This is a genomic window from Pseudomonas sp. FEN (assembly GCF_904067045.1).
GTDB lineage: Bacteria > Pseudomonadota > Gammaproteobacteria > Pseudomonadales > Pseudomonadaceae > Aquipseudomonas.
On sequence record NZ_CAJFDC010000001.1, the window covers coordinates 1,014,743 to 1,039,068 of the forward strand.

The 24,326-nt window shown below is 62.7% G+C and carries 24 protein-coding genes and 2 pseudogenes; 17 read left to right on the top strand and 9 right to left on the bottom strand.

Going from position 1 to position 24,326, the window contains the following annotated elements; all coding sequences use genetic code 11:
• Positions 1–29 precede the first annotated feature (29 nt).
• From urtB to PFEN_RS04775, 11 genes are all read left to right on the top strand, one after another.
• Positions 30–1,532 carry an urea ABC transporter permease subunit UrtB gene (urtB, locus tag PFEN_RS04725; RefSeq protein WP_191485860.1) on the top strand — a complete coding sequence of 501 codons (1,503 nt, stop codon included), beginning with the start codon at positions 30–32 and terminating at the stop codon, positions 1,530–1,532.
• Positions 1,532–2,611, top strand: coding sequence for an urea ABC transporter permease subunit UrtC (gene urtC, locus PFEN_RS04730; RefSeq protein ID WP_191485861.1), 1,080 nt, complete (start codon positions 1,532–1,534; stop codon positions 2,609–2,611). The genes urtB and urtC overlap by 1 nt, the downstream gene beginning before the upstream one ends.
• Complete coding sequence (urtD, locus tag PFEN_RS04735) at positions 2,608–3,468, top strand: urea ABC transporter ATP-binding protein UrtD (protein ID WP_191485862.1); 861 nt, start codon at positions 2,608–2,610, stop codon at positions 3,466–3,468. Before urtC ends, urtD begins: the two co-directional genes overlap by 4 nt.
• Before the next feature lie 156 nt (positions 3,469–3,624).
• A complete protein-coding gene (gene urtE / locus PFEN_RS04740; RefSeq protein WP_191485863.1) occupies positions 3,625–4,323 on the top strand; it encodes an urea ABC transporter ATP-binding subunit UrtE in 699 nt (232 codons plus the stop codon).
• A 30-nt stretch (positions 4,324–4,353) separates the two neighbouring features.
• Entirely contained in the window at positions 4,354–5,193 is an 840-nt protein-coding gene (locus tag PFEN_RS04745; RefSeq protein ID WP_191485864.1) for an urease accessory protein UreD, read from the top strand.
• 43 nt (positions 5,194–5,236) lie between these two features.
• Positions 5,237–5,539: an urease subunit gamma gene (gene ureA, locus PFEN_RS04750; protein WP_191485865.1), complete on the top strand. Its 303-nt coding sequence runs from the start codon at positions 5,237–5,239 to the stop codon at positions 5,537–5,539.
• 7 nt (positions 5,540–5,546) lie between these two features.
• Complete coding sequence (locus PFEN_RS04755) at positions 5,547–6,080, top strand: GNAT family N-acetyltransferase (RefSeq protein ID WP_191485866.1); 534 nt, start codon at positions 5,547–5,549, stop codon at positions 6,078–6,080.
• Positions 6,081–6,086: 6 nt separating this feature from the next.
• Positions 6,087–6,620 (top strand): GNAT family N-acetyltransferase, encoded by a 534-nt coding sequence (locus PFEN_RS04760; protein WP_191485867.1) that lies wholly within the window; start codon positions 6,087–6,089, stop codon positions 6,618–6,620.
• Positions 6,617–6,925: an urease subunit beta gene (locus PFEN_RS04765; RefSeq protein WP_191485868.1), complete on the top strand. Its 309-nt coding sequence runs from the start codon at positions 6,617–6,619 to the stop codon at positions 6,923–6,925. Before PFEN_RS04760 ends, PFEN_RS04765 begins: the two co-directional genes overlap by 4 nt.
• Positions 6,926–7,109: 184 nt before the next feature.
• A complete protein-coding gene (gene ureC, locus PFEN_RS04770) occupies positions 7,110–8,810 on the top strand; it encodes an urease subunit alpha (protein ID WP_191485869.1) in 1,701 nt (566 codons plus the stop codon).
• A gap of 107 nt (positions 8,811–8,917) precedes the next feature.
• Complete coding sequence (locus PFEN_RS04775; protein WP_191485870.1) at positions 8,918–10,069, top strand: sensor histidine kinase; 1,152 nt, start codon at positions 8,918–8,920, stop codon at positions 10,067–10,069.
• A 38-nt stretch (positions 10,070–10,107) separates the two neighbouring features.
• On the opposite strand, the gene PFEN_RS04780 is transcribed toward PFEN_RS04775, so the two are convergent.
• Both PFEN_RS04780 and PFEN_RS04785 read right to left on the bottom strand, forming a co-directional pair.
• Positions 10,108–10,413, bottom strand: a complete 306-nt coding sequence (locus tag PFEN_RS04780) for a chaperone modulator CbpM (protein ID WP_191485871.1) — start codon at positions 10,411–10,413, stop codon at positions 10,108–10,110.
• 2 nt (positions 10,414–10,415) lie between these two features.
• Positions 10,416–11,366, bottom strand: a complete 951-nt coding sequence (locus PFEN_RS04785; protein WP_191485872.1) for a DnaJ C-terminal domain-containing protein — start codon at positions 11,364–11,366, stop codon at positions 10,416–10,418.
• 309 nt (positions 11,367–11,675) lie between these two features.
• On the opposite strand from PFEN_RS04785, the gene PFEN_RS04790 reads away from it, so the two are divergent.
• A complete protein-coding gene (locus PFEN_RS04790) occupies positions 11,676–12,941 on the top strand; it encodes an Hsp70 family protein (RefSeq protein ID WP_191485873.1) in 1,266 nt (421 codons plus the stop codon).
• Positions 12,942–13,077: 136 nt separating this feature from the next.
• On the opposite strand, the gene PFEN_RS04795 is transcribed toward PFEN_RS04790, so the two are convergent.
• The 3 genes from PFEN_RS04795 to PFEN_RS04805 all read right to left on the bottom strand — a co-directional run bounded on the left by PFEN_RS04795 (position 13,078) and on the right by PFEN_RS04805 (position 15,622).
• Positions 13,078–13,821, bottom strand: a complete 744-nt coding sequence (locus PFEN_RS04795) for an outer membrane beta-barrel protein (protein ID WP_191485874.1) — start codon at positions 13,819–13,821, stop codon at positions 13,078–13,080.
• A gap of 327 nt (positions 13,822–14,148) precedes the next feature.
• Positions 14,149–15,159: an AI-2E family transporter gene (locus PFEN_RS04800; protein ID WP_191485875.1), complete on the bottom strand. Its 1,011-nt coding sequence runs from the start codon at positions 15,157–15,159 to the stop codon at positions 14,149–14,151.
• Between the two features lie 103 nt (positions 15,160–15,262).
• Positions 15,263–15,622, bottom strand: coding sequence for a PsiF family protein (locus PFEN_RS04805; protein ID WP_191485876.1), 360 nt, complete (start codon positions 15,620–15,622; stop codon positions 15,263–15,265).
• A gap of 105 nt (positions 15,623–15,727) precedes the next feature.
• On the opposite strand from PFEN_RS04805, the pseudogene PFEN_RS30425 reads away from it, so the two are divergent.
• Positions 15,728–15,817, top strand: a pseudogene (locus PFEN_RS30425) (EamA family transporter); the annotation flags it as partial.
• A 30-nt stretch (positions 15,818–15,847) separates the two neighbouring features.
• Here the strand turns inward: PFEN_RS30425 and PFEN_RS04810 are convergent.
• The 4 genes from PFEN_RS04810 to PFEN_RS04825 all read right to left on the bottom strand — a co-directional run bounded on the left by PFEN_RS04810 (position 15,848) and on the right by PFEN_RS04825 (position 19,474).
• Complete coding sequence (locus PFEN_RS04810; protein ID WP_191485877.1) at positions 15,848–16,966, bottom strand: GNAT family N-acetyltransferase; 1,119 nt, start codon at positions 16,964–16,966, stop codon at positions 15,848–15,850.
• Between the two features lie 159 nt (positions 16,967–17,125).
• On the bottom strand, positions 17,126–17,575 hold the full coding sequence (locus PFEN_RS04815) for an OmpA family protein (protein WP_412071389.1): 450 nt from the start codon (positions 17,573–17,575) through the stop codon (positions 17,126–17,128).
• Positions 17,576–17,633: 58 nt separating this feature from the next.
• Entirely contained in the window at positions 17,634–18,905 is a 1,272-nt protein-coding gene (locus PFEN_RS04820; RefSeq protein WP_191485879.1) for a diguanylate cyclase domain-containing protein, read from the bottom strand.
• Positions 18,902–19,474 (bottom strand): YfiR family protein, encoded by a 573-nt coding sequence (locus tag PFEN_RS04825; protein WP_191485880.1) that lies wholly within the window; start codon positions 19,472–19,474, stop codon positions 18,902–18,904. The genes PFEN_RS04820 and PFEN_RS04825 overlap by 4 nt, the downstream gene beginning before the upstream one ends.
• Positions 19,475–19,807: 333 nt before the next feature.
• Here PFEN_RS04825 and PFEN_RS04830 point away from each other — a divergent pair, with 333 nt between their 5' ends.
• The 4 genes and pseudogenes from PFEN_RS04830 to PFEN_RS04845 all read left to right on the top strand — a co-directional run bounded on the left by PFEN_RS04830 (position 19,808) and on the right by PFEN_RS04845 (position 24,319).
• Complete coding sequence (locus PFEN_RS04830; RefSeq protein WP_191485881.1) at positions 19,808–20,659, top strand: sugar phosphate isomerase/epimerase family protein; 852 nt, start codon at positions 19,808–19,810, stop codon at positions 20,657–20,659.
• 12 nt (positions 20,660–20,671) lie between these two features.
• On the top strand, positions 20,672–21,730 hold the full coding sequence (locus PFEN_RS04835; RefSeq protein ID WP_191485882.1) for an isopenicillin N synthase family dioxygenase: 1,059 nt from the start codon (positions 20,672–20,674) through the stop codon (positions 21,728–21,730).
• 43 nt (positions 21,731–21,773) lie between these two features.
• Positions 21,774–22,561, top strand: a pseudogene (locus PFEN_RS04840) (ABC transporter substrate-binding protein).
• 216 nt (positions 22,562–22,777) lie between these two features.
• Positions 22,778–24,319, top strand: a complete 1,542-nt coding sequence (locus PFEN_RS04845) for an amino acid ABC transporter permease/ATP-binding protein (protein WP_191485883.1) — start codon at positions 22,778–22,780, stop codon at positions 24,317–24,319.
• Positions 24,320–24,326: the final 7 nt, after the last annotated feature.

A 24,326-nucleotide genomic window follows, 5' to 3' on the forward strand; every position in this document is an offset into this window, starting at 1 on the left:
TCGTCTTTTCCATGTGCAAGGCCATTGATATGCCCACTGCCCTATACCGCTTTCTCCTCGCCCTGGCGCTGCTGTTGCCGATGGCCGCCCAGGCAGGTGACGCCGAAGACTTCGTCGCCGCCCCTCCCAGCCAACAGGCCGCCCTGCTGGAAACCTGGGCCGCGCACCCGGAACCGGCGCGCATCGAGTTGATCAATGCCCTGCAAAGCGGCCAACTGGTGGTCAACGGCGAAACCCGGGCCCTGCGCCTGAACAACCGCCTGCGCGGCCTGGTCGACATCGCCGTCGCCGCCCAGCAACTGCTCGCCGCCGATGCCAAGGTGCGCCTGGCCGCCGCCCAGCAGCTGCAAAAAAGCGCCAAGCCGGCGCAACTGCCATTCCTCGACCGGCAACTGGCCGGCGAAACCAATACGCAGGTCCACGCCGCCCTGAGCCTGACCCTGGCCAATCTGCAACTGGTCGACAGCGACCCGGCCGTGCGCCTGGCCGCCGTGCGCCTGCTCGGTGACAGCGGCGACCCGCTGGCCCGCACCCGCCTCGAAGGTCTGCTGCAACCCGGCGTCGAAGCTGATGCCGGCGTGCATACCGCCGCCGAAACCAGCCTGGCGCAAGTCAAACGCAAGCTGCTGCTCGGCGAATGGCTCGGCCAGGCCTTCAGCGGCTTGTCCCTGGGCTCGATCCTGCTGCTGGCGGCCCTCGGCCTGGCGATCACCTTCGGCCTGCTCGGGGTGATCAACATGGCCCACGGTGAGATGCTCATGCTCGGGGCCTACGCCACCTATGTCGTGCAGTTGCTGTTCCAGCGCTTCCTGCCCCAGGCCATCGAGTTCTACCCGCTGGTGGCGCTGCCGGTGGCGTTCTTCGTCACCGCCGGGATCGGCATGGTCCTGGAACGCACGATCATCCGCCATCTCTATGGCCGCCCGCTGGAAACCCTGCTCGCCACCTGGGGCATCAGCCTGATGCTGATCCAACTGGTGCGCCTGCTGTTCGGCGCGCAGAACGTCGAGGTGGCCAACCCGGCCTGGCTCTCCGGTGGTATCCAGGTCCTGCCCAACCTGGTCCTGCCGTACAACCGCCTGGTGATCATTGCCTTCGCGCTGTTCGTGGTGGTCCTGACCTGGCTGCTGCTGAACCGTACCCGCCTGGGCCTGAACGTGCGCGCCGTGACCCAGAACCGCAACATGGCCGCCTGCTGCGGCGTGCCCACCGGGCGCGTGGACATGCTCGCCTTCGGCCTCGGCTCCGGTATCGCCGGCCTCGGCGGCGTCGCCCTGAGCCAGATCGGCAACGTCGGCCCGGACCTGGGCCAGAGCTACATCATCGACTCTTTCCTGGTGGTGGTGCTCGGCGGCGTCGGCCAGTTGGCCGGCAGCGTCATGGCAGCCTTCGGCCTGGGTATCGCCAACAAGATCCTCGAGCCACAGATCGGCGCGGTGCTGGGCAAGATCCTGATCCTCGCGCTGATCATTCTGTTTATCCAGAAACGCCCGCAAGGACTCTTCGCACTGAAAGGACGGGTGATCGACTGATGAACCAGCCGCTGATGCTCACCGCGACACAAAAAGCCGGGCCCAGGTTGACGATTGCCGTCGGCGTGAGTGTGTTGGCGCTGTTGTTGGCCTTGCCGCTGCTGTCGCTGCTGCCGCCGGAGAACCTGCTCCACGTCTCGGCCTACAGCCTGACGCTGGTCGGCAAGATCCTCTGCTACGCCATCGTCGCCCTGGCCCTGGACCTGGTCTGGGGTTACGCCGGCCTGCTGTCACTGGGCCACGGCCTGTTCTTCGCCCTCGGCGGCTACGCCATGGGCATGTACCTGATGCGCCAGGCTTCCGGCGACGAACTGCCGGCGTTCATGACCTTCCTGTCCTGGAGCGAACTGCCCTGGTACTGGACCGGCACCAATCACTTCCTCTGGGCCCTGTGCCTGGTGGTATTGGCGCCGGGGTTGTTGGCGCTGGTATTCGGGTTCTTCGCCTTCCGTTCGCGGATCAAGGGCGTGTACTTCTCGATCATGACCCAGGCCCTGACCTTCGCCGGGATGCTGCTGTTCTTCCGTAACGAGACCGGCTTCGGCGGTAACAACGGCTTCACCAATTTTCGCAGCATCCTCGGTTTCGGCATCACTGAACCGGGCACCCGCGCGGCACTGTTCCTGGCCACCGTGGTTTTGCTGGTTGCCGCCCTGTACAGCGCCTGGCGCCTAGCCCGGAGCAAGTTCGGCCGGGTCTTGACCGCCCTGCGCGATGCGGAGAACCGCCTGATGTTCTGCGGCTACGACCCGCGCGGCTTCAAACTGTTCGTCTGGGTGCTGAGCGCGGTCCTGTGCGGGCTGGCCGGCGCCTTGTACGTGCCGCAGGTGGGCATCATCAACCCCAGCGAAATGTCGCCGACCAACTCCATCGAGGCCGCCGTCTGGGTCGCCCTCGGCGGGCGCGGCAGCCTGATCGGGCCGCTGCTCGGCGCGGGCATGGTCAACGGCATGAAGAGCTGGTTCACCGTGGCCTTTCCTGAGTACTGGCTGTTCTTCCTTGGCGCGCTGTTTATCGTCGTGACTCTGTACCTGCCCAAGGGCGTGATCGGGCTGCTGAAGAAAAGGGGCGAACAATGAGAGTGACCGCGACCGCCGAATTCATGCTCGAACCGATCCTTGAGCCAAACAAAGACGCCGGCAGCAGCCGCGACGCCATCGGTCTCGGCCAGGCCAGCGGCACCGGCCTGGACACCCGCCACGGCACCATCCTGACCCTGGAAGACATCAGTGTCAGCTTCGACGGTTTCAAGGCCCTGAACAACCTCAACCTGTACATCGGCGTCGGCGAACTGCGTTGCATCATCGGCCCCAATGGCGCGGGCAAGACCACCCTGATGGACGTGATCACCGGCAAGACCCGGCCCAGCCACGGCAAGGCCTGGTTCGGCGAAACCCTGGACCTGTCGGCGATGAGCGAAGTGCAGATCGCCCAGGCCGGGATCGGCCGCAAGTTCCAGAAACCGACGGTGTTCGAGGCGTTGAGCGTATTCGAGAACCTGGAGCTGGCGCAGAAGACCGACAAATCGGTGTGGGCCAGCCTGCGGGCACGCCTGAGCGGCGAGCAGCAAGACGCGATTGCCGAGGTCCTGGAAACCATTCGCCTGACGACGGCGGTCAATCGGCCAGCGGGGTTGCTGTCCCACGGCCAGAAGCAGTTCCTGGAGATCGGCATGCTGTTGGTGCAGGACCCGCAACTGTTGCTGCTCGACGAACCGGTAGCGGGCATGACCGATGCCGAGACCGAGTTCACCGCCGAGCTGTTCAAGAGCCTGGCCGGCAAGCATTCACTGATGGTGGTGGAGCATGACATGGGCTTTGTCGGCGCGATTGCCGACCATGTCACCGTGCTGCACCAGGGCAGCGTGCTGGCCGAAGGGTCACTGGAGCAAGTACAGGAAAACGAGCGGGTGATCGAGGTTTACCTCGGTCGGTAGCGGTACCGGTTTGCCCCTGTTGGAATGGTGTTTGTGTAAGGGTGGTATTTGTATGGGAGCGGTGCTTGTGTGGACATGGAGCTGGTTAAGAGGTGTCCAATTCAACTTATGTGTTCACCCAAATCAGAATTCGCGACAGTTGCCGAGAGCCTGACCATGCTGCAAGTCGACAAACTGCACCAGTACTACGGCGGCAGCCACATCCTGCGGGGCCTGTCCTTTGACGTGAAGGTCGGCGAAGTCACCTGCCTGCTGGGGCGCAACGGCGTGGGCAAGACCACCCTGCTCAAGTGCCTGATGGGCCTGCTGCCGGCGAAGGAAGGGGGCGTGCACTGGGAAGGTAAAGCCATCACCCACTTCAAGCCGCATCAACGGGTCCACGCCGGTATTGCCTACGTCCCCCAGGGCCGGGAAATCTTCGGCCGTCTCAGCGTCGAAGAAAATCTGCTGATGGGCCTGTCGCGTTTCCCCGCGGCGCAAGCCCGGGAAGTCCCGGCCTTCATCTACGAACTGTTCCCGGTCCTGCTGCAAATGAAACAACGCCGTGGCGGCGACCTCTCCGGCGGCCAGCAGCAACAGCTTGCTATCGGAAGGGCCCTGGCCAGTCGCCCGCGCCTACTGATTCTCGACGAGCCCACCGAAGGCATCCAGCCCTCGGTGATCAAGGAGATCGGCGCGGTGATCAAACAGCTCGCCGCTCGTGGCGACATGGCGATTCTGCTGGTGGAACAGTTCTACGATTTCGCCGCCGAACTGGCCGATCAGTACCTGGTGATGTCCCGGGGCGAGATCGTCCAGCAAGGTCGTGGAGAAAATATGGAAACCGAAGGTGTGCGCGCACTGGTTACGATCTAACCTGTAACGTCCCAACGATAATCAGAAACCATGAATTCATCTGTCACTAGCGCCCTGTTCACCCCCAGTTGGCATGCCGAGCTGGAACTCGGCTACGCCCGCTTCGGTGATTGCACGCGTCCGGTCACGCGGCGGCACCTGGGGCCGTTGCGGGTGCAGAAACACCTGTACGCCGAAGGCCCGCAAGTCTGCCAACACATCATCGTCCACCCGCCGGGCGGAATCGCCGGCGGCGACCGGCTGGCTATCCGTGCCCACGTCGAGCGCGATGCCTGGGCGCAACTGACCAGCCCCGGCGCCGCCAAGTGGTATCGCGCCGCCGGGCCGGCCTACCAGAGCCTGGACCTGAAGATCGCCGCCGGGGCGACCCTGGAATGGCTGCCCCAGGAAACCATCGTGTTCAGTGCCGCCCAGGCCGAGCTGCGCACCGCCATTGAACTGGAAGGCGACGCCCGGCTGTTCTACTGGGACATGGTCGCCCTCGGCCGCCCCGCCAGTGGCGAGCGCTTCGACCTCGGGCATTTCCAGTCGCGGCTGGACATCCGTCGCGACGGCCAGTTGCTCTGGCATGAACGCCAACGCATCCTGGGCAATGACGACCTGCTGGATTCGCCCATCGGCCTCGACGGCCAGCCGGTTTTCGCCAGCCTGTTGGCGACCGGCGAGATCGACAGCGACTTGCTCGAACGCTGCCGCTCGCTGCCAACACGCGTGCGTGGCGACCTGAGTCAACTGCCCGGCCTGCTGGTGGCCCGCTGCCTGGCCGGCGAGGCCTTGCACGCTCGCGCCTGGCTGATCGAACTGTGGCGGCTGTTGCGCCCGGCCCTGCTGGGCCGCGACGCCGTGCCGCCGAGGATCTGGAATACATGAACCCGCCAACCCTCTTTTACTGCCTGCCAACGGATTCCGAACCATGGACCTGACTCCCCGCGAAAAAGACAAACTGCTGATTTTCACCGCTGGTCTGGTCGCCGAACGGCGCCTGGCCCGCGGGGTGAAACTCAACTATCCGGAAGCCATGGCCTATATCTCGGCGGCCCTGCTCGAAGGCGCCCGCGACGGCCAGACCGTGGCCGAGCTGATGCACTACGGCACCACCCTGCTCAACCGCGAACAAGTGATGCAAGGCATCCCGGAAATGATCCCGGAGATCCAGGTCGAAGCCACCTTCCCCGATGGCACCAAGCTGGTCACCGTCCACCAACCCATTGCCTGAGGCCGCCATGTCCTACGTTATCCGGGATGCCGTCCACGCCGACCTGCCGGCGATCCGCGACATCTACAACGATGCGGTACTCAACACCACGGCGATCTGGAACGAACAACCGGTGGACCTGGGTAATCGCCAGGCCTGGTTCAGTGCCCGCCAGGACCAGGGTTATCCGATCCTGGTGATCGTCGATGGCAGCGACAGCGTGCTTGGCTATGCCTCCTTCGGTGACTGGCGGCCCTTCGAGGGCTTCCGGCACACCGTCGAACACTCGGTCTATGTGCGCGGCGACCAGCGTGGCAACGGCCTCGGCCCGCGCCTGATGAGCGTTCTGATCGAGCGCGCCCGTGGTTGTGCCAAACATGTGATGGTCGCCGCCATCGAAAGTGGCAACAGCGCGTCCATTCGCCTGCATGAACGCCAGGGTTTCACCCTCACCGGACAAATGCCTCAGGTAGGCGTGAAGTTCGGTCGCTGGCTGGACCTGACCTTCATGCAACTGACCCTGAATCCAGGCGCCCTGCCGCCTGCCGTCAACCAGGAGTAACCCGCCATGAACGCCGCCCAACTGCGTCGTGTGAATACCGAAAGCTTTGCGCACTACCGCCAGGGTTTGATCGATTTGCTGCTTGATGCCGTCCGGCATGGCGCCAGCCTGGGCTTCCTGGCCGATCTCGACGCCGGCCAGGCCCGCGACTATTTCGACACGGTGCAAGCCGCGCTCCAGGACGGCAACCTGCTGCTCTGGGTGGTGGTTCGTGACGAGCAGGTACTGGCCAGCGTGCAACTGAACCTGTGCCAGAAGCCCAATGGCCTGAATCGCGCCGAAGTGCAAAAGCTGCTGGTACACAGCGAGGCTCGTCATCGCGGTCTTGGCCAGCAACTGATCCAGGCCCTGGAACTGACGGCAAAACAGCACAAGCGCGGCCTGCTGTACCTCGACACCGTGGCCGGCTCCGAAGCCGAAGCCTTCTACAGCGCCCTGGGCTACACCCGGGTCGGCGAGCTGCCGAACTATTGCGCCACACCGGATGGTCGCTACAAAGCCACCGCCATTTACTTCAAGACCCTGGGACAACCCGAATGATTCCTGGCGAATATCAGATCCAGCCTGGCGACATCGAACTCAATGTCGGGCGCCGCACCCTCAACCTGACTGTGGCGAACAGCGGCGACCGACCGATCCAGGTCGGTTCGCACTATCACTTTTTCGAGACCAACGACGCCTTGAGCTTCGATCGCGCCGCCAGCCGCGGCATGCGCCTGAATATCCCCGCCGGCACCGCCGTGCGCTTCGAACCAGGACAGAGCCGGGATGTCGAGCTGGTGGAACTGGCGGGATTGCGCCGGGTGTTCGGCTTTGCCGGACGGGTGATGGGTGACCTGGATTGACGCTGCTGATAGTAGCGAGGGGGCTTGCCCCCGTTCGGCTGCGAAGCAGTCGTCGAATCATGGAACGCGCGCTATCCGATAGATCGAAGTGTCGGCTTTCAGGGGTGCTGCGCGCCCCGACGGGGGCAAGCCCCCTCGCCACAAAAAATCGCACATGCCTCCATTTTGTGTTCAGGGAAACCCAATGAAGATTTCCAGACAAGCCTACGCCGACATGTTCGGCCCCACCGTCGGCGACAAGGTGCGCCTGGCCGACACCGACCTGTGGATCGAAGTGGAAAAGGACTTCACCACCTACGGCGAAGAAGTGAAGTTCGGCGGCGGCAAGGTGATCCGCGACGGCATGGGCCAGGGCCAACTGTTGGCCGCCGAAGTCGTCGACACCCTGATCACCAACGCCCTGATCATCGACCACTGGGGCATCGTCAAGGCCGACGTCGGTCTCAAGGACGGGCGCATTGCCGCCATCGGCAAGGCCGGTAACCCGGATATCCAGCCCGACGTGACCATCGCCGTCGGCGCCAGCACCGAAGTGATCGCCGGCGAAGGCATGATCCTCACCGCTGGCGGCATCGACACCCATATCCACTTCATCTGCCCGCAGCAGATCGAAGAAGCGCTGATGAGCGGGGTCACCACCATGATCGGCGGTGGCACGGGCCCGGCCACCGGCACCAATGCCACCACCTGCACCTCCGGCCCCTGGCATCTGGCGCGCATGCTCCAGGCCGCCGATGCCTTCCCGATGAACATCGGTTTCACTGGCAAGGGCAACGCCAGCCTGCCGCAGCCGCTGATCGAACAGGTCGAGGCCGGCGCCATCGGCCTCAAGCTCCACGAAGACTGGGGCACCACGCCGGCGGCCATCGACAACTGCCTGAGCGTGGCCGACCAGTACGACGTACAGGTGGCGATCCATACCGATACCCTCAACGAATCCGGCTTTGTCGAAACCACCCTCGCCGCGTTCAAGGGCCGCACCATCCACACCTATCACACCGAAGGCGCGGGCGGCGGTCATGCCCCGGACATCATCAAAGCCTGCGGCTTCGCCAACGTGCTGCCCAGTTCGACCAATCCGACCCGGCCGTTCACCCGCAACACCATCGACGAACACCTGGACATGCTGATGGTCTGCCATCACCTCGATCCGAGCATCGCCGAGGACGTGGCCTTCGCCGAGAGTCGTATCCGCCGGGAAACCATCGCCGCCGAGGACATCCTCCATGACCTTGGCGCGTTCTCGATGATCAGTTCCGACAGCCAGGCCATGGGCCGGGTCGGCGAAGTCATCACGCGCACCTGGCAGACCGCCGACAAGATGAAGAAGCAACGCGGCCCGCTGCCGGGCGACGGTGCTGGCAACAGCAACTTCCGGGTCAAGCGCTACATCGCCAAATACACCATCAACCCGGCGATCACCCACGGCATCAGCCATGAAGTGGGTTCGATCGAAGTGGGCAAATGGGCCGACCTGGTGCTCTGGCGCCCGGCGTTCTTCGGCGTCAAGCCGACGCTGATCCTCAAGGGCGGGGCGATAGCCGCCAGCCTGATGGGCGATGCCAACGCCTCGATCCCGACACCGCAGCCGGTGCACTACCGACCGATGTTCGCCAGTTACGGCGGCTCGCTGCACGCCACCAGCCTGACCTTTATCAGCCAGGCGGCACAAGCCGCGGGTATTCCCCAGAGCCTGGGCCTGAAGAAGAAGATCGCCGTAGTGAAAGGCTGCCGCGACGTGCGGAAAACCGACTTGATCCACAACGACTACCTGCCGCACATCGATGTCGATCCGCAGACCTACCAGGTCAAGGCCGATGGCGTGTTGTTATGGTGCGAACCGGCGGACGTGCTGCCGATGGCACAGCGCTATTTCCTCTTCTGAGCCGCGATGAGACCGCTGCGAGCGAAGCGTCTTTGCGCCCTGCCAACGGGACGCAAAGGCGCTAAGCTAGTCGTCACACTGGCGACTACCCCTTCGAGATAACGAACATGCACCTATCAACGTTTATCGTGCAGCAGGTCGACAACATCGTCGATGAATGGGAGCAATTCGCCAAAACCTTGAGCCCCGCAGCCGATAGCATGGGCCGGGGTGCCTTGCGCGACCACGCCAAATCGATCCTGCTGGCCGCCGCGCGGGACATGGAGAGCGCCCAGAGTGCCGGCGAACAGGCGGCCAAGGCCAAGGGCGACAGCCCGGACAATAACCTGACCCTGGACACCGCCGCCGCCAGCCACGGCGAACTGCGCCACACCGCCGGATTCGACCTGATGCAGATGACCTCGGAGTTTCGTCACCTGCGCGCTTGCGTGATTCGGCGCTGGGTGAACAGCCTGGTATCGCCGCAATTGACTCATTTCCAGGACATGATTCGTTTCAACGAAGCCATCGATGAAGCCCTGACCGAATCCACCGCCGCCTACGCCGAGCAGGTGAACCGTTCGCGGGATATTTTCCTCGCCATTCTCGGCCATGACCTGCGCGCGCCCTTGCAGGCCGTGAGCATGTCCACCGAGATGCTGGTGCGCAAGGCCCGGCTCAATGCCGAGGACCTGGTGTATGTCACCAGCATCAAAAGAGGTGCCCGGCATATGGGCAGCATGATCAGCGACTTGCTCGAGTTTGTCCGCAGCCGCCTGGGCAGCGCCCTGCCCATCGACCCGGCGCCGATGGACCTGAGCAGCGCGGCGAAAGCGGTAATCAATGAAGCCTGGGCCGGGCAGCCGGATTGCCTGCCGCAGTTGCGGGTCGAAGGCGATGTACACGGGGTGTGGGATCGGGGACGCATCGAGCAATTGCTGCAGAACCTGATCGGTAATGCCTTGCAGCATGGTGCCAGCCATCGACCGCTCACCCTGACCCTGGAGGGCAGCGCGGACAGCGTCAGCCTGACCATGCACAACTTTGGTACGCCGATTCCGCAGGAAGCCCTGGCGACGCTCTTCGATCCGCTGGTACGCGGCACCAGTGAAGAAATCGGCCAACCGGGCACGGACACCAGCCTGGGCTTGGGGTTGTTTATCGCCAAGGAAGTGGTAAGCGCCCATCAGGGCACGATAAAGGTCAGCTCCAGCGCCGAGGACGGGACACGCTTTACCGTGGTCCTGCCCAGGATATCGCGGGCCGACCCCCGCACCTGACAGCGATTTTTCAGGGCTCGATGGCCGCCGCCGGCCATTCAGTCGTGCACGAAGCGTCCCAGGCGCTGGCGCAGCATCTGGTTCTCGGCCCGCAGATGCTGGACCTCATCCAGCAGGTCCAGCGCCAGGGCGACGCCTTCCCACTCCAGCTCCAGTTCGCGATGCAGCTTCACGGCGCGCCGGGCAATACCCAACGCTTCGTCACCAAAACGCCAGGCCTCGGGCGAACGCCCCTGAGGGTCAAGGATGCCGTGTTCGACGATTTCGATCACGTAGGCGACCGGCAATTGGCTCGCCTCACAGAAGGCCTGCATATCCAGCTGAACACTCAAGGGGCTGCTCATGATTAGCTACTCCATTGCTCTCTCGGGTCGAAGGCGGCCTTTTTCGCCAGTTCCTGCCACAACGCCTTGACGGCATCGTCGTTCTGCCGGGGCATGACCGCCTTGAGTTGCACGAACAGATAACCGCGCTGCCCGGCCTTGTTCAACAGTCCATGGCCCTTGGCCCGCATGCGCTGGCCATTCTGGCTGCCCGCCGGGACCTTGAGGTTGATCTTGCCGGTCAAGGTCGGCACCTCCACCTCGGTCCCCAGCGCCAGCTCCCAGGGTGCCAGCGGCAAGGTAATGATCAGGTTCTCCCCTTCGACATCAAATTTGGGGTGAGGTGCGAAACGAATCGTCAGGTACAGGTCGCCATTCGCCCCGCCGCCGACGCCCGGCGCACCCTGGCCCTTGAGGCGGATACGTTCGCCATCGGTGACACCGGCGGGAATTTTCACGTTCAGGCTCTTGCTGGTGTTGCTGACATGCTGCCCGGCCGAATTGTGCTGCGGAATCTGGAAACTGACCTTCTTCGACTCGTTCGAGAGGCTTTCTTCCAGGAAAATCGGTAGTTCCAGTTCCACGTCCTGTCCTCGACGACCGGCGCTGCGGCCCGCTTGCGCACCACCAAAACCATTGCCGCGCGAGCCGAAGATCGAACTGAAGAAGTCCGAGAAGTCGCCAGTGTCCGCGCCACCACCACCAAAACCGCCACGCCCCTGCCAACCCGGCGGGCCCTGGAACGGCTGGCCGTGCTGGCCGTATTTGCGCAAGTCATCGTATTCGGCGCGCTTGTCGGCGCTTTTCAGCGCTTCATAGGCTTCGGAGGCATCCTTGAATTTCGCCTCGGCATCCTTTTCCTTGCTGACATCCGGGTGATACTTGCGCGCCAGCTTGCGGTACGCGGCCTTGATGGTCTTGTCGTCCGCCGTTGGCTCCACACCCAGGATCTTGTAATAGTCTTTGAAGTCCATCGAAGGATCACCATCCGTTATCAATATCGCGCCGCTCGGCAAGACACAGCATGCGCGCATCCGCGCGACAAAGATTGACCGATCTCAAGGCTGTGACTCAGGGGCGCTGCAGAAGTTTATCGGCCGTCACCGCGATTTCTTGCCATCGACAGGCACGGACCGAACCAATGACTGCAAGTTTGGGGGCAATTACTGGCCTTTCAAGGGCAGAGCCGTACAAGAACCGCCATTTAACGGATCACCGGCCTTCGAATCCGCGCGCGACTGGCATACACTGCGCGGCCGTTTTGCAACCGGAACCCGAACACCATGAACAACGCCTCTGGGGCCCGTGCCTGCGGTATCGACTTCGGCACCTCCAACTCCACCGTCGGCTGGATACGCCCCGGCATGGAAACGCTGATCGCGCTGGAAGACGGCAAGATCACCCTGCCGTCGGTGGTCTTCTTCAATTTCGAGGAGCGCCGCCCGGTCTATGGCCGGCTGGCCCTGCACGAATACCTGGAAGGCTACGAAGGCCGACTGATGCGCTCGCTCAAGAGCCTGCTGGGTTCCAAGCTGATCAAGCACGACACCAGCGTGCTCGGCACGGCGATGCCGTTCAAGGACCTGTTGGGGCTGTTTATCGGCCAATTGAAGCAGCGTGCCGAAGCGACCGCCGGTCGGGAGTTCGAACAGGTGGTGCTGGGTCGTCCGGTGTTCTTCGTCGACGAAGACCCGGCCGCCGACCAGGAAGCCGAAGACACCCTGGCCGAGGTGGCGAAAAAGCTCGGTTTCAAGGAGGTATCGTTCCAGTACGAACCGATTGCCGCGGCCTTTGACTACGAGTCGACCCTGGACCGTGAAGAGCTGGTGCTGATCGTCGATATCGGCGGCGGTACCTCGGACTTTTCCCTGGTGCGCCTGTCGCCAGAGCGCCGGGGCCTGGACAACCGTCACGACGACATCCTCGCCACCGGCGGTGTCCACATCGGCGGGACCGACTTCGACAAGCAACTTTCGCTGGCCGGCGTGATGCCGCTGTTCGGCTATGGCAGCCGGATGAAAAGCGGCGCCTATATGCCCACCAGCCATCACATGAACCTGGCGACCTGGCACACCATCAACGCGGTGTACTCGCAGAAAACCCAGCTGGCCCTGGGCAGCATGCGCTACGACATCGAGGACACCGGCGGCATCGATCGCCTGTTCAAGCTGATCGAGCAGCGGGCCGGGCACTGGCTGGCGATGGAAATCGAGGAAACCAAGATCGAGCTGACCCATGCCGAGCAGCGTCATGTGCCACTGGATCGCATTGAGCCGGGCTTGAGCGTGGAGTTGAGCCGGGCCCTGTTCGAGTCGGCCATCGACAACCTGCTGGGGCGGATCCGCAACAGTGTCAGCCAATTGCTCGGCGATGCCGGCGTGAGTGTCGAGCAGGTCGACACGGTGTTCTTCACTGGCGGCTCCAGCGCCATTCCGGCGCTGCGCCAGAGCGTCTCGGCAATGCTGCCCAATGCCCGGCATGTGGAAGGCAACATCTTCGGCAGCATCGGCAGCGGCCTGGCGATCGAGGCGCAGAAGCGCTACGGCTGAAACCTCAGGGCCCCTGGATTGAACACAGGTCCCCTGTAGGCGCCAGCTTGCTGGCGATGAGGGCAGTGAGTCTTGCATCGCCTGATCGGCCACTATCGCCAGCAAGCTGGCTCCTACAGGGTGTTGTGGTGTTTTCTCAGAACGCGATACCGACCTTGGCACCCAACTCGTCACGCTGAAGCTGGACCTTCCTGGCCAAGTCGTTATTGGTATTCAACTGATACCCGGTCTGGCTGTAATAAACCCCCGCGGCAATCGACAACGCACCTTGCGTGTTGAACAGAAAATTCGCTTCAGCGTAAGGATTGGTCCGATCCTTCAAGTCCGCGGTAGCGATATCCATGCCGTTGACCTTGAGTTTCAAATCACTCTCAGTGGTCCGCCGCACGCCCGCCTCCAGGCGCACGCTGGCGGAATCAAAGTGGTGGGTATAACCCATCGCCGCCTTGAGGAATGGCGAGCGGCCGAGCAGGGAAATCTCGTAACGGTCGATGTGTGACGTGTAGCGGGTACGACCGTATCCACCGCCACCGATCACATCGAGGAAGTCACGATCCCCCAGGGCCATGCGCCAGCCTATATCCACATCACCCTGGAAATCCTTGAGCCGGTCGTCCTTGTCCTTGCCGGACTTCAGGTCAATACCGGCCTGATAGATCAAGCCGGGCCCGGCGGTCATCTTGTTGCCGAAGTTATAGAACAGCCCGCCCTCGGGCAGCGAGTCTGTCTCGGACAAGCCCGCACCTTTGAGGTTGAAGCGGTTATAGGTACCCAGGATACCGAATTGGGAGATCGGCTCACTGGATGGCGCAGCCGTTGCCAACAAGGGCATTGCAATCAAGGCAACGGCGGCAGACTTGCTAATCAGTTGAGTAAGCATGGGAAAGAACAGCTCCATCTGAAGATTAAAGGCTGAGCACACGTCCAGAGACACTTTTCCTGCACGCACACTTCTTCGTAGGCATGAATGCGAAATGCACGGCGGACAGCTCAATTCAGAATGGAATGCTACGGAAAAAGGGCGCTGGGCGAATTAGGCGGAATTAAGCAAGGCGTGTCGGATACCGCACCTGCTTTCCCACCTTACTGCTTTGGCCGCAGTAGGACATATTTCGTCTTAAAACACTTTGAACAACCCGGACAGGCGATGCGCGCCCTGCCGCTCGCATCGCCGGCAACCCGGCCCTGGGGAAGTGATGCCTATCGGTCAGACCAGCTCCGCCAGCTTCAACTCGCTCTTGAGGTACGCATAATAGATCGGCCCCGCCACCACGCCGGGCAAGCCGAACGCCGCCTCGAACACCAGCATGGCCATCAGCAGCTCCCAGGACTTGGCACTGATCTGCCCGCCGACGATTCGCGCGTTGAGGAAGTATTCCAGCTTGTGGATAAACATCAGGTAGCCCAACGCCGCCGCCGCGACCCAGATCGACAGCGACAAACCGACGATGGTGATCAGGGTGTTGGACATCAGGTTGCCGATCACCGGCAACAGCCCGAGCAGGAAGGTCAGCACGATCAGGGTCTTGGTCAGCGGCAACTTGATCCCGAACAGCGGCAGGACCACCGCGAGAAAGATTGCGGTGAAGGCGGTGTTGAGCGCCGAGATCTTGATCTGCGCGAAGACGATATTGCGAAACGCCTGCACCAACAGTCGCAAACGCTCGAACAACGCCGCCGCCAAGGGCTTGCGCAGGGTGATGTCCGACACATGCTGCAAGGCCACGATCGCCCCCAGCACCATGCCGATCAGCAGGGTCACGAACATATGCGCCGCGTCCTTGCCCACCAGTTGCAGCTCGCTCAGGTGCTTGCTCAGCCACTCGCCGATGGCGACTTGGAACTCGGCCGCGCTGGCCGGCAGATAAGCGTCAATGAATGGTGGCAACTGCCCACGCGCCTTGTCCACCACCACCATGAACTTTCCGAGGGACGCACCAGGATTTTCCGCTTCGTGCAGCAGAAAGCTGATGGCTCCGGCAAAGATCAGGCTCAGCACACTGACGATCAGGGTGCCCAGCAAGGCCACCGCCAGCCAGCGCGCACGCCGCCCGGCAATCAGGTGTTCAAGCTTGGGCGTGAGCATGTTGACCAGCTCGAACACCAGTAAACCGGCCAACAGGCTGGGTAACAACCGCAACGGCAATGCCAGCAACAACCCACCGAAAACAAGGATCAAACTGGCCAAGACTACGTAACGCTGGGAAAACGCTGACATACAGCCTCAAAGAGAACGGCGCTGAAAGGCAGGCAGTCTGCCAGCCTTCTCCGGGGAGAACCAGCGGCAAGCGCCAGAAGGGCGGCGGCCCGGCATTTTGAAGCTACTTTTTCTTCAGGCAATTGCTCATATAGGCCTTGTACGCATCACCCTTGAGCCCCTGGGGTTTGTTGGCGTTGCAGTCCTTCATCTTCTGTTGCTGCGGTGTCAGCACCTTGGCCGGCACGGCCGCGGTCGCGGGCTTGGTCGCGGGGGCCGCAGGAGTGGCGGCCGCAGGAGTGGCGGCCGCGGGCGCGGCTTTCAGGCAGTTACTCATAAAGCTCTTGCGTGCATCACCCGCAAGGTTCTGGGCCTTGGCGTCCGCATTGCAAGTGCTCATCTTGCTTTGCTGAGCCGTCGCCGCAAACCCCTGCGAGCAAAGTAACAAGCCGACCAACAACAATGGGATACGAAGCATCTTCATGGAGTTTTCTCCTTGTTACCGCACCGAAGGGCACGGCCTGCCTTCAAGTGTAGACAAACGCTGTTACACATCCAGCGAGAGCAGACCAGGCCAACTGCACCGCCCAGCGTGGTCCAGCATGAAGAGTTGGCGCTGTATCATCTGGTGGCTGGGGTGATCCTCTCGGAGCGCTGGAGCACGCCGTTGCGACGCGCCCGATCCGGCCCCGGCAAGCGTCGCGCCTACTTATTCCTCGGCCGTCGCCTGCAGGTCCGGGTCCAGGCTCTGCCAGGTAATGTTCTTGGCCACCGCGCCGAAGATGCGATGCAGCAACGGGTTGCGATGACGGCAATAGCAGTCCAGCGAGACCAGTTGATGGCCAAGTTCGCGCTTGACCCGGTAACCGGTCTGGCCACTGTCCAGGCGCGTGGCCCCGACACGGTAGGACCACTTCACGGCCTGCTCCCATAGCTGGAAATACAGGTGCGCCTGTTTGCCCACTTGATAATCGATGCCGATGAACTTGTTGATCGCCTTGTCACCGAGCAGAAAGCACAGCATGAACGCCACCATCTTGCCGGTCTTTTCATCGCTCAACAGGATGAAATGCGACTCGGGCTTGAGAGCAATCTGGCGAAAGAACTCTAACGTGAGCTTTTCGAATTTGGTCTTGCCCTTCTCGTAGGTTTGCAGGAAGAGCCTGTACAACTCTTGCAGCGTTGCTTCATCCGGTTGCTGCACGACCCGGACCGCCAGGGCCCCCGGCGCCAGACCATGCTTGAGTTTCTTTTTCAGCAGATAACGGTGACGGCTCTTGAGGGTCTTGAGATAGCCCTCGAAACCACCCGGGGCCAGATCGACCGCCGTCCCCGGAAAACTCACCATGGGAAACAGCCCGTGGCTTTCGCACAATCCTTCAAACGCCGCTTTCTGCCCCTCGCCAAAGTCCTTCCAGACCGTCATCGCCGCGTTCTTGGCTTTCGCCCGCAGGCTCAACGCGTCTTGCAACGGTCCGACGATATCCGCCAGCGAATGACCCGGCAGCAAGCCGATGGAACCCTCGTCGGAACAGGGTGAACCGACAAACAGCGTGCGCTGGTAACGCAGCGCCGGGATCACTTTCAGCACTCTGGCAATCAAGGGAGGGATAACCAACTCCATGGGCACGTTCATGACGAACGTGGGGGCCAGCCCGATCGGCTGCCCCTCTTTCTCCAGAATGGCGTAGGCGAACTCGAACTGATCCTCAAGCCCCCCCTCTTCCAGGGCTTCGTACCACCAACGACCTTCGACACCAGTAAAACAACTTTCCCACAGTACAGCGGGTATAGACGCAGCGCGGCTGGCCCATTGCACGTTAACCATTCAAACTTCCTCTCAGTCGGCGTCCTCCGGAGAGGGACCACACTTATACCCCCATGCAGGAGTGTCGAGAAGGAAGCGCATCAATTATTTCAACAATTATCACGCTGCTCACAACGTCGACCAGAGGGCCCCCCAAGCGTTTTCACTCGCCGTGGTTCGCTAGTCCGCAATCACTACAATCGACACCCGGCGGTTCTCGGTACGTCCCTCTACCGTGCTGTTGCTGGCCACCGGCACGCGGCTGCCGAAGCCGCGCAACTGGATATTCTGGTGCTTCATCCCGGTCTGCTCCAGCACCGTCGCCACGCTGTTGGCCCGACGCACGGAGAGCTGTTCGTTGTAGGACTCCTTGCCCGACGCATCGGTATGCCCATCCACCCGCACCCGCTCGATCCCCACGCCCAACAGGGCCTTGGCGATTCGCTCGACGATGTCATGGCTCTCCTTGTTCAACACTTCCAGGTCGCTGCCGAACAGCACCTTGCCCGACAGACCGAAAGCCCAGCCCTCGTCCGTCAGTTGGAAGCCCTGTTGCTTGAGCACCGCGATCTGCGCCGCGCTCAGGCCCTTGGGCGGCGCGGTCTGGCAGCCGGCCAGCGCCAGCAGCATGGTGAACAGGGCCAGGGTAAAAAACCGTAGGGGCCGTCGGGTCAGTGTGTACAAGGGTTCAACTCCTGGTTTGAACAATGGCGGCGGAGTGCTCCGACTCCGCCGTGTGTTGCCCGCCTCGGGACAGGCGTTTGGCTTGGTACATCGCCGCATCGGCGGCGTTGAGCAAGGCCCCCGGAGTGGTGCCATGGTCGGGATAGACCGCGATACCAATACTCAGGGAGGTCAACACCTGGGCCTGGCCAGGCACCGCAATGGGTAAGTCCATGCTGGCGATGATCTTGTCGGCAATGCGCTGGGCATCTTCGATCTTGTGCAGCGGCGTGAGCAACACGGCGAACTCGTCACCGCCCAGGCGCGCCACCAGATCCTCTTCGCGCAGTTGCGCACGCACCCGCGTTGCCACGGCGACCAGCACCGCATCGCCTGCCGCATGACCGAAGTTGTCGTTGATCTGCTTGAAGCGATCGCTGTCGAGAAACAGCACGCCGACCCGCTCCTCCTGCTTGGCGGCATTGCGCAGCGAGCGTATCAGGCGGCCCTCGAAGAAGGCGCGGTTCGGCAGACCGGTCAGGCTGTCGTGGTTGGCCTGGTGGGCCAGGGATTCGTTTTCACTGCGCAGGTGGGTCTGCCAGGACTCCAACTCATCGAGCAGGGCGTTGAAGTCGCTGCCCAGGTTGTCCAGTTCGGTAATCCGCGCCGGCGGCACGCGCCGGTCGAACGCCCGTTCGATGCGCGCGGCATGGGCCACGTCGGCCAGGCTACGCAACGGACCGATAATGCCGCGCAGCAGGCGCCGGGCCAGGTACAGCCCGAGCCACGCCGCCAGGACACTGCACACCAGGATCCCGAGCAACCCGCTGAGCAGGAAGCGCAGCAGGCTGCCACCATGCCCGGTCAGGCGGATGCTGCCGACCTCGCGATCCTGATGGAGAATCGGCAAGCGGATGGGTTGTTCGAGCAGGGTTCGCGCCAGTTGCATCTCCACCTCGGACAGCAAACCGGTTTCCGGCCGCTGCCAACGCGCCAACAGTTGACCGTGAGCGCCGAAGATTTCGGCATCGGCCACCTCCTCGGTCTCGGCGATCAGGGCCAGGGCCTCGGTGGCGGCGGCGCCGTCATTGAACACCACCGCCGCTTCCACGGTGTAGCTGATGGAGCGGGCGATCAGTTGCAGGTTGTGCTCGGCGTAGACCCGCAGGGCCAACACCCCGAGCAGGGTCAGCGACACACTGACCAACCCCACCGCGGCCATGGCCGCCAGCAGGTGCCCACGCCCCAGCACCGAGCGCAGGCTGGAGGGCGTGCCAGCCTTGTTGCGTCCAATCATGGTTGAGCGCTCCGACGCCGGGAGAGCTGCAACACGCTGGGATGAATACGCACGCCGCTGCGGGCGACCGAATCGAGATTGACCTCGAACGACACCTGATTATCCGCCACGCGCAGGCAGAAGAGGCTGCCGACGGTGCATTGATCGCCGCCTTCGCTGATGCTCAGCACCGCATGGCCATTCAGGGCGGCAAACAGTTGGTTGCGTTCGTCGTCGCTCAGTTTGCCGATATACACCGCGTCGCAGGCACTGCCAAGGGTCGTGCTGGTCGCCAGCAAACGCTGGACCTGCACGGTTCGCCCGGTGGCCTGGGTGGTGCCCTTGACCAGATCGTCGGTGTACTCGGTGGGGCCGACAATGCACAGTCGCAGCTGTGCAGGTTCCACAGGCCAGCGGGCATAACTGAGAATCCCCAGCACCACCTGGGTGACCGCCTGGGCACGCTGATCGGCAGCGTCGGCCAGGGCGTCCTGGGCAAAGCCTGCGTGCGTCGACAAACAGAGAAGGGCAGACAGGCAGAACTGTCTCCACCCCCAAAATCGCCCTGTCGTCGAGACCGCCACGTCCATGAAGGAATTCTCTCAAAACCACGTAGGAATAATGCCGCAACGATAGCATAACCCTTGGATCGCCAGAATGGATCTGAAGCACTAGATAGCCCACTATTGGTTTATGAATCTCTGAAGTATGGATTTGAGCTTTCCTATTCTTCTGCGCGCCATGGGCTGCCTAAGATCGACGCCATGCTCCCGCGGGGGCGAATACTCTCCCCTGCTCTGATGTCAGACCGGCTCCGCAGAGAACTGGCTGAACCAACGCCCTCTGTTACTGCCGTAACCGCTCGTCCCGGCCCGACACCGTGACGCGCATCGAACCGTCCAAGGCTTCGTTGAGGCGCACCGATGAAATTGGAGATTTTCCGTACCCTTTGGGGCTATACCGCGAGCAAGGCCCAGGCCCTGGAGGAACTGCTGGCCGCCGGCTTCGACGGCCTGGAGGCACGCCTGCCCCTGCACGCCGCTGAACGCGCCGAGTTCGCCGCCTTTCTGCGCGCCAACCACCTGGGCTATATCAGCACGCTCTTCACGGCCTACGACGTGCTCCCGGAACAAGCCGCCGCGCCCGCCGAACACCTGCAGGACCTGGACCGCAAACTGGCCTGGGCCGCCGAACTGCAACCGCGCTTCGTCAACGTGCTGGCCGGCAACGATCGCTGGCCCCTGGCGCAACAGGTGGAATTCTTCGGCCAGGCCATGGACCTGGCACAACGTCATGGCCAGTTCTGCGCCTTCGAAACCCACCGCTCGCGCTCGCTGTTCAACCCCTGGCTGACCCTGGAGCTGATCCGGCAACTGCCCGACCTGCGTTTCACCAGCGACATCAGCCACTGGATCGTCACCTGCGAGCGCCTGTTGGACGATCCCGCCGATGATCTCAGTGCCTTCGTCGAGCGCGTTCACCATATCCAGGCGCGGGTCGGCTACGACCAGGGGCCCCAGGTACCGCACCCCGGCGCGCCGGAATACGCCCGCGAGCTGGCCTTCCACCAGGCCCACTGGGAAAGCATCTGGCGCGCCCAGCAGGCGCGCGGCTACGCGGTCAGCACGCTGACCCCGGAGTTCGGTGCCGACGGCTACCTGCATCACCTGCCCTTCACCAATGTGCCGGTCGCCGACCTGTGGTCGCTGAACGTCTGGATGGCCCGGACCGAGCGCGAGCACTTCCAGCGTTTCAGCCAATCAACCCATCCGTGAGGTGTTTGCGTCATGCCTGAGAACAACCCCAATAGTCCGGCCCAGGCCAACTTCAAGAGCATTCCGCGGGTGAACATCGCCGGGCTGTTCAGCGCCGAGCGCGAACACCGCCTGGCGGTGGCCGAGCAACTCGGGACCGCCGCCAGCGAAGTGGGTTTTCTGTACATCACCGGGCACGGTATCGATCCGCAACTGATCGATAACCTGCGCCAGGCGGCCAAGGAGTATTTTGCCCAGCCGTTCGAAACCAAGATGCAGCACTACATCGGTACCTCGAAAACCCACAAGGGTTTCGTCCCGGAAGGCGAAGAGGTGTACGCCAAGGGCAAGCCGGATCACAAGGAGGCCTTTGACATCGGCTTCGAAGTCCCGGCGGACGACCCGTTGGTGCTGGCCGGCACGCCACTGCTGGGGCCAAACGAGTGGCCAACGCTGGCAGGCTTCAAGGAAGCCGTGCAGGCCTATTACGCGGCGGTCTTCGCCCTCGGACGCAAGCTGTTCGGCGGTTTTGCCCTGGCCCTGGGGTTGGAGGAGAACACCTTCGATGCGCTGGTCACCCGGCCGCCGTCGAAGCTGCGGTTGATCCATTACCCCTTCGACGATGCCGCCCAGGACGCTCCCGGCATCGGCGCCCACACCGATTACGAGTGCTTCACCATCCTGCTGGCGGACAAGCCCGGCCTGGAAGTGCTGAACGACCAGGGCCAGTGGATCGACGCGCCGCCCCTGCCCGGAGCCTTCGTGGTGAATATCGGCGACATGCTCGAAGTAATGAGTGCCGGGGCCTTCGTCGCCACGGCCCATCGGGTGCGGACGGTGAGCGAGGAGCGGTATTCCTTCCCGCTGTTCTATGCCTGCGACTTCCACACCTTGATCCAGCCCCTGCCGGGGTTCGCACGGGCCGGCCAGGACTATGAACCGATCGCCATTGGCGAGCACATGTACGGCCAGGCCTTGCAGACCTACCAGTACCTGCGCAAGCGCGTGGAGAACGGCGAGATAGCCCTGCCGGAAAAGGCCCGCAAGCCGTCGAGTTTCGGTCATTTGAAAAACCAGTCACAGCCATCCTGAACCCAGCCCTCACACCCCAGCCTTCACATCGGAGCCATCGAACATGCACAACAAAACAATGCGCCTGAGCCTGATCGCCGCCGGCCTGCTCTGCGGCAGTGCCGCCTTCGCCTCGACGGCCATCCCCGGCCAATTGAAAGTCGGGATGGAAATCACCTACCCGCCGTTCGAGTCCTATGACGCCGACAAGAACGTGGTCGGCTCCGATCCGGAACTGTCCCACGCCCTGGCCAAACACCTGGAGGCCAAGGCGCAGTTCGTCGACACCAAGTTCCCGAGCCTGATCCTCGGCCTCAATGCCGGGCACTACGATGCGATCATTTCCGGCATGTACATCACCCCGAGCGCCAGACCCAGGCCATGACCATTGCCTACGCCAAGACCGGCGCGGCAATCATGGTGCCGAGTTCCAGCACCCTGAAACCGGGCACCCCGGAAGACCTCTGCGGGTTGAAGATCGGCCTTGAGCAGGGCACCACCTGGGTGGCGCAGCTCCAGAAGCTGTCGAGCGACTACTGCGTGCCCAAAGGCAAGGGGGCGATCACCGTGAATGAATACCCCTCGGCGCCGGAAGTCACCCAGGCTCTGTTGTCGAACAACATCCAGGCGCAGGTGGAAATTGCCGGCGCGGCGAAACTGATCGCCGAGAAGACCAAGGGTCGGGTGGTGGTGAGCAGCGAACACCTGGTCTATCCGCAAACCCTCGGGATCTTTGTGAAGAAGGGCAATGACGAGCTGTACCAGGCATTGCTCAAGGCATTCGAGGAAACCAAGAAGAGCGGCGAGTACACGGCGATCCTGAGCAAGTACAGCCTGGAAGCGGCGGAGTAAAGTCGGCTGGAGCTGGCGGCAAGCGCTAATGCCCATCAGTTAAAAACCGATCTCAAGTCCGGCGAGATTCGTGGCGAGCGGGCTAGCCCGCGTTCGGCTGCGAAGCAGTCGTAAAACCGGCGAACTCGATCTGCCCGATAGACCGAGTTCGCCGGTTTTGGGGCCGCTTCGCGCCCCAGCGCGGGCAAGCCCGCTCGCCACAATACCGAGGTATCTATGCAATTCGATTGGCCCTATTTCTTTTCGCTGTTCTCGATGCCGGCCTTCTGGCAAGCCTGTGTCACGGTGGTCGAACTCAGCGCCCTGGCCTGGTTTATCGGCATGCTGCTGGGCTTCTTCCTGGCCTCGGCCAAGCTGTCCGCCTCGGCCTGGTTGCGTCTCCCGGCGGCGGCCTACATCTGGTTGTTTCGCAGCATCCCGCTGCTGGTGCTGGTGGTGTTCGTCTACAACCTGCCACAACTGTTCCCGGTAACCGGCAACGTACTGTCCAACCCGTTCTATTCCGGGTTGTTCGCGCTGGTGGTCACCGAGGCCGCGTATATGGCCGAGATCCATCGCGGCGGGCTGATCTCGGTCGCCAAGGGCCAGAAGGAAGCCGGTCGCGCGCTGGGCATCGGCGTGCTCGGGTTGCAACGCTTGATCGTGATTCCCCAGGCCTTTCGTATCTCATTGCCGACCCTGATCAACGAGTACATCACGGTGGTGAAACTGACCTCGCTGGTCTCGGTGATTTCCCTCACCGAACTGCTCACCGTCGGTCAGCGCCTCTATGCGCAGAACTTCCTGGTGATGGAAACCCTCGGCGCGGTGGCGGTCTACTACGTGCTGATCGTGAGTCTGTTCGGCTGGCTCCTGCAGCGCCTGGAGCGGCATCTGGACCTGGGCCAGCGCACCCCGCAAACCCTCGACGAGAGCGCCATTGCCGGGCTCAGGGCCGCGCTGCCAACGCGGGTCCAAGCGCCTCGCGCGCAGTCGGTCAGCGGCGCCCCGCTGGCACTGGATCTGCAGAATATCCACAAGTGCTATGGCAACCACGCCGTGCTCAGGGGCATTGATCTGGCGGTCGGCAGTGGCCAGGTGATTTCCATCATCGGCCCGTCCGGCTCGGGCAAGACGTCGCTGATCCGCACCATCAACGGCCTGGAAAGCATCGACCGGGGTGAGATCGTACTATTCGGCGAGGGCTTTATCAGCGCCGCCAATCCCCCCAACACCCCGCAGATTCGCCGGGGTGTGCGGCACATCGGCATGGTGTTCCAGAACTTCAACCTGTTCCCCCATCGCTGCATCCTCGACAACGTCACCCTGGCGTCGCGCTATCACGGTGTGGCCCGCGAAGTGAGCGAGCAACGGGCACTTGCCTTGCTCGACAAGGTCGGCTTGCTGGCCCATGCCCGCAAGTATCCGCATCAGTTGTCCGGCGGTCAGCAGCAGCGCGTGGCGATCGCCCGGGCACTGGCGATGGAACCGCAGATCATGCTGTTCGACGAACCGACGTCGGCACTGGACCCGGAGCTGGTGGGGGAAGTACTGAAGGTGATTCGGGAATTGGCGGATGAGGGGATGACGATGCTGATCGTTACCCATGAGATGGATTTCGCCATGTCGATATCCGATCGGGTGGTGTTCATGGAGAACGGACTGGTGCAGCTGGATGCAAGCCCACGGGCGATCCGCGAGGAGGCGGAGGGCGAACGGGTGCGGAGGTTCATGGGGATTGAGGGAGCCGCTCAAACCGAGAGGGTTATGGTGGGTTAGTGACACC

Excerpts from the sequence above, each read along its gene's own strand:
- urtE (WP_191485863.1), top strand. The coding sequence starts at position 3,625 with ATGCTGCAAGTCGACAAACTGCACCAGTACTACGGCGGCAGCCACATC.
- PFEN_RS04835 (WP_191485882.1), top strand. The coding sequence starts at position 20,672 with ATGCCTGAGAACAACCCCAATAGTCCGGCCCAGGCCAACTTCAAGAGC.
- ureC (WP_191485869.1), top strand. The coding sequence starts at position 7,110 with ATGAAGATTTCCAGACAAGCCTACGCCGACATGTTCGGCCCCACCGTC.
- urtB (WP_191485860.1), top strand. The coding sequence starts at position 30 with ATGCCCACTGCCCTATACCGCTTTCTCCTCGCCCTGGCGCTGCTGTTG.
- PFEN_RS04815 (WP_412071389.1), bottom strand. The coding sequence starts at position 17,575 with ATGCTGCTGGCGCTGGCCGGCTGCCAGACCGCGCCGCCCAAGGGCCTG.
- PFEN_RS04800 (WP_191485875.1), bottom strand. The coding sequence starts at position 15,159 with ATGTCAGCGTTTTCCCAGCGTTACGTAGTCTTGGCCAGTTTGATCCTT.
- PFEN_RS04755 (WP_191485866.1), top strand. The coding sequence starts at position 5,547 with ATGTCCTACGTTATCCGGGATGCCGTCCACGCCGACCTGCCGGCGATC.
- PFEN_RS04760 (WP_191485867.1), top strand. The coding sequence starts at position 6,087 with ATGAACGCCGCCCAACTGCGTCGTGTGAATACCGAAAGCTTTGCGCAC.
- PFEN_RS04790 (WP_191485873.1), top strand. The coding sequence starts at position 11,676 with ATGAACAACGCCTCTGGGGCCCGTGCCTGCGGTATCGACTTCGGCACC.
- PFEN_RS04825 (WP_191485880.1), bottom strand. The coding sequence starts at position 19,474 with ATGGACGTGGCGGTCTCGACGACAGGGCGATTTTGGGGGTGGAGACAG.
- urtC (WP_191485861.1), top strand. The coding sequence starts at position 1,532 with ATGAACCAGCCGCTGATGCTCACCGCGACACAAAAAGCCGGGCCCAGG.
- urtD (WP_191485862.1), top strand. The coding sequence starts at position 2,608 with ATGAGAGTGACCGCGACCGCCGAATTCATGCTCGAACCGATCCTTGAG.
- PFEN_RS04765 (WP_191485868.1), top strand. The coding sequence starts at position 6,617 with ATGATTCCTGGCGAATATCAGATCCAGCCTGGCGACATCGAACTCAAT.
- PFEN_RS04780 (WP_191485871.1), bottom strand. The coding sequence starts at position 10,413 with ATGAGCAGCCCCTTGAGTGTTCAGCTGGATATGCAGGCCTTCTGTGAG.
- PFEN_RS04805 (WP_191485876.1), bottom strand. The coding sequence starts at position 15,622 with ATGAAGATGCTTCGTATCCCATTGTTGTTGGTCGGCTTGTTACTTTGC.
- PFEN_RS04745 (WP_191485864.1), top strand. The coding sequence starts at position 4,354 with ATGAATTCATCTGTCACTAGCGCCCTGTTCACCCCCAGTTGGCATGCC.
- PFEN_RS04795 (WP_191485874.1), bottom strand. The coding sequence starts at position 13,821 with ATGCTTACTCAACTGATTAGCAAGTCTGCCGCCGTTGCCTTGATTGCA.
- PFEN_RS04785 (WP_191485872.1), bottom strand. The coding sequence starts at position 11,366 with ATGGACTTCAAAGACTATTACAAGATCCTGGGTGTGGAGCCAACGGCG.
- PFEN_RS04775 (WP_191485870.1), top strand. The coding sequence starts at position 8,918 with ATGCACCTATCAACGTTTATCGTGCAGCAGGTCGACAACATCGTCGAT.
- PFEN_RS04830 (WP_191485881.1), top strand. The coding sequence starts at position 19,808 with ATGAAATTGGAGATTTTCCGTACCCTTTGGGGCTATACCGCGAGCAAG.
- PFEN_RS04845 (WP_191485883.1), top strand. The coding sequence starts at position 22,778 with ATGCAATTCGATTGGCCCTATTTCTTTTCGCTGTTCTCGATGCCGGCC.
- PFEN_RS04810 (WP_191485877.1), bottom strand. The coding sequence starts at position 16,966 with ATGGTTAACGTGCAATGGGCCAGCCGCGCTGCGTCTATACCCGCTGTA.
- PFEN_RS04820 (WP_191485879.1), bottom strand. The coding sequence starts at position 18,905 with ATGATTGGACGCAACAAGGCTGGCACGCCCTCCAGCCTGCGCTCGGTG.
- ureA (WP_191485865.1), top strand. The coding sequence starts at position 5,237 with ATGGACCTGACTCCCCGCGAAAAAGACAAACTGCTGATTTTCACCGCT.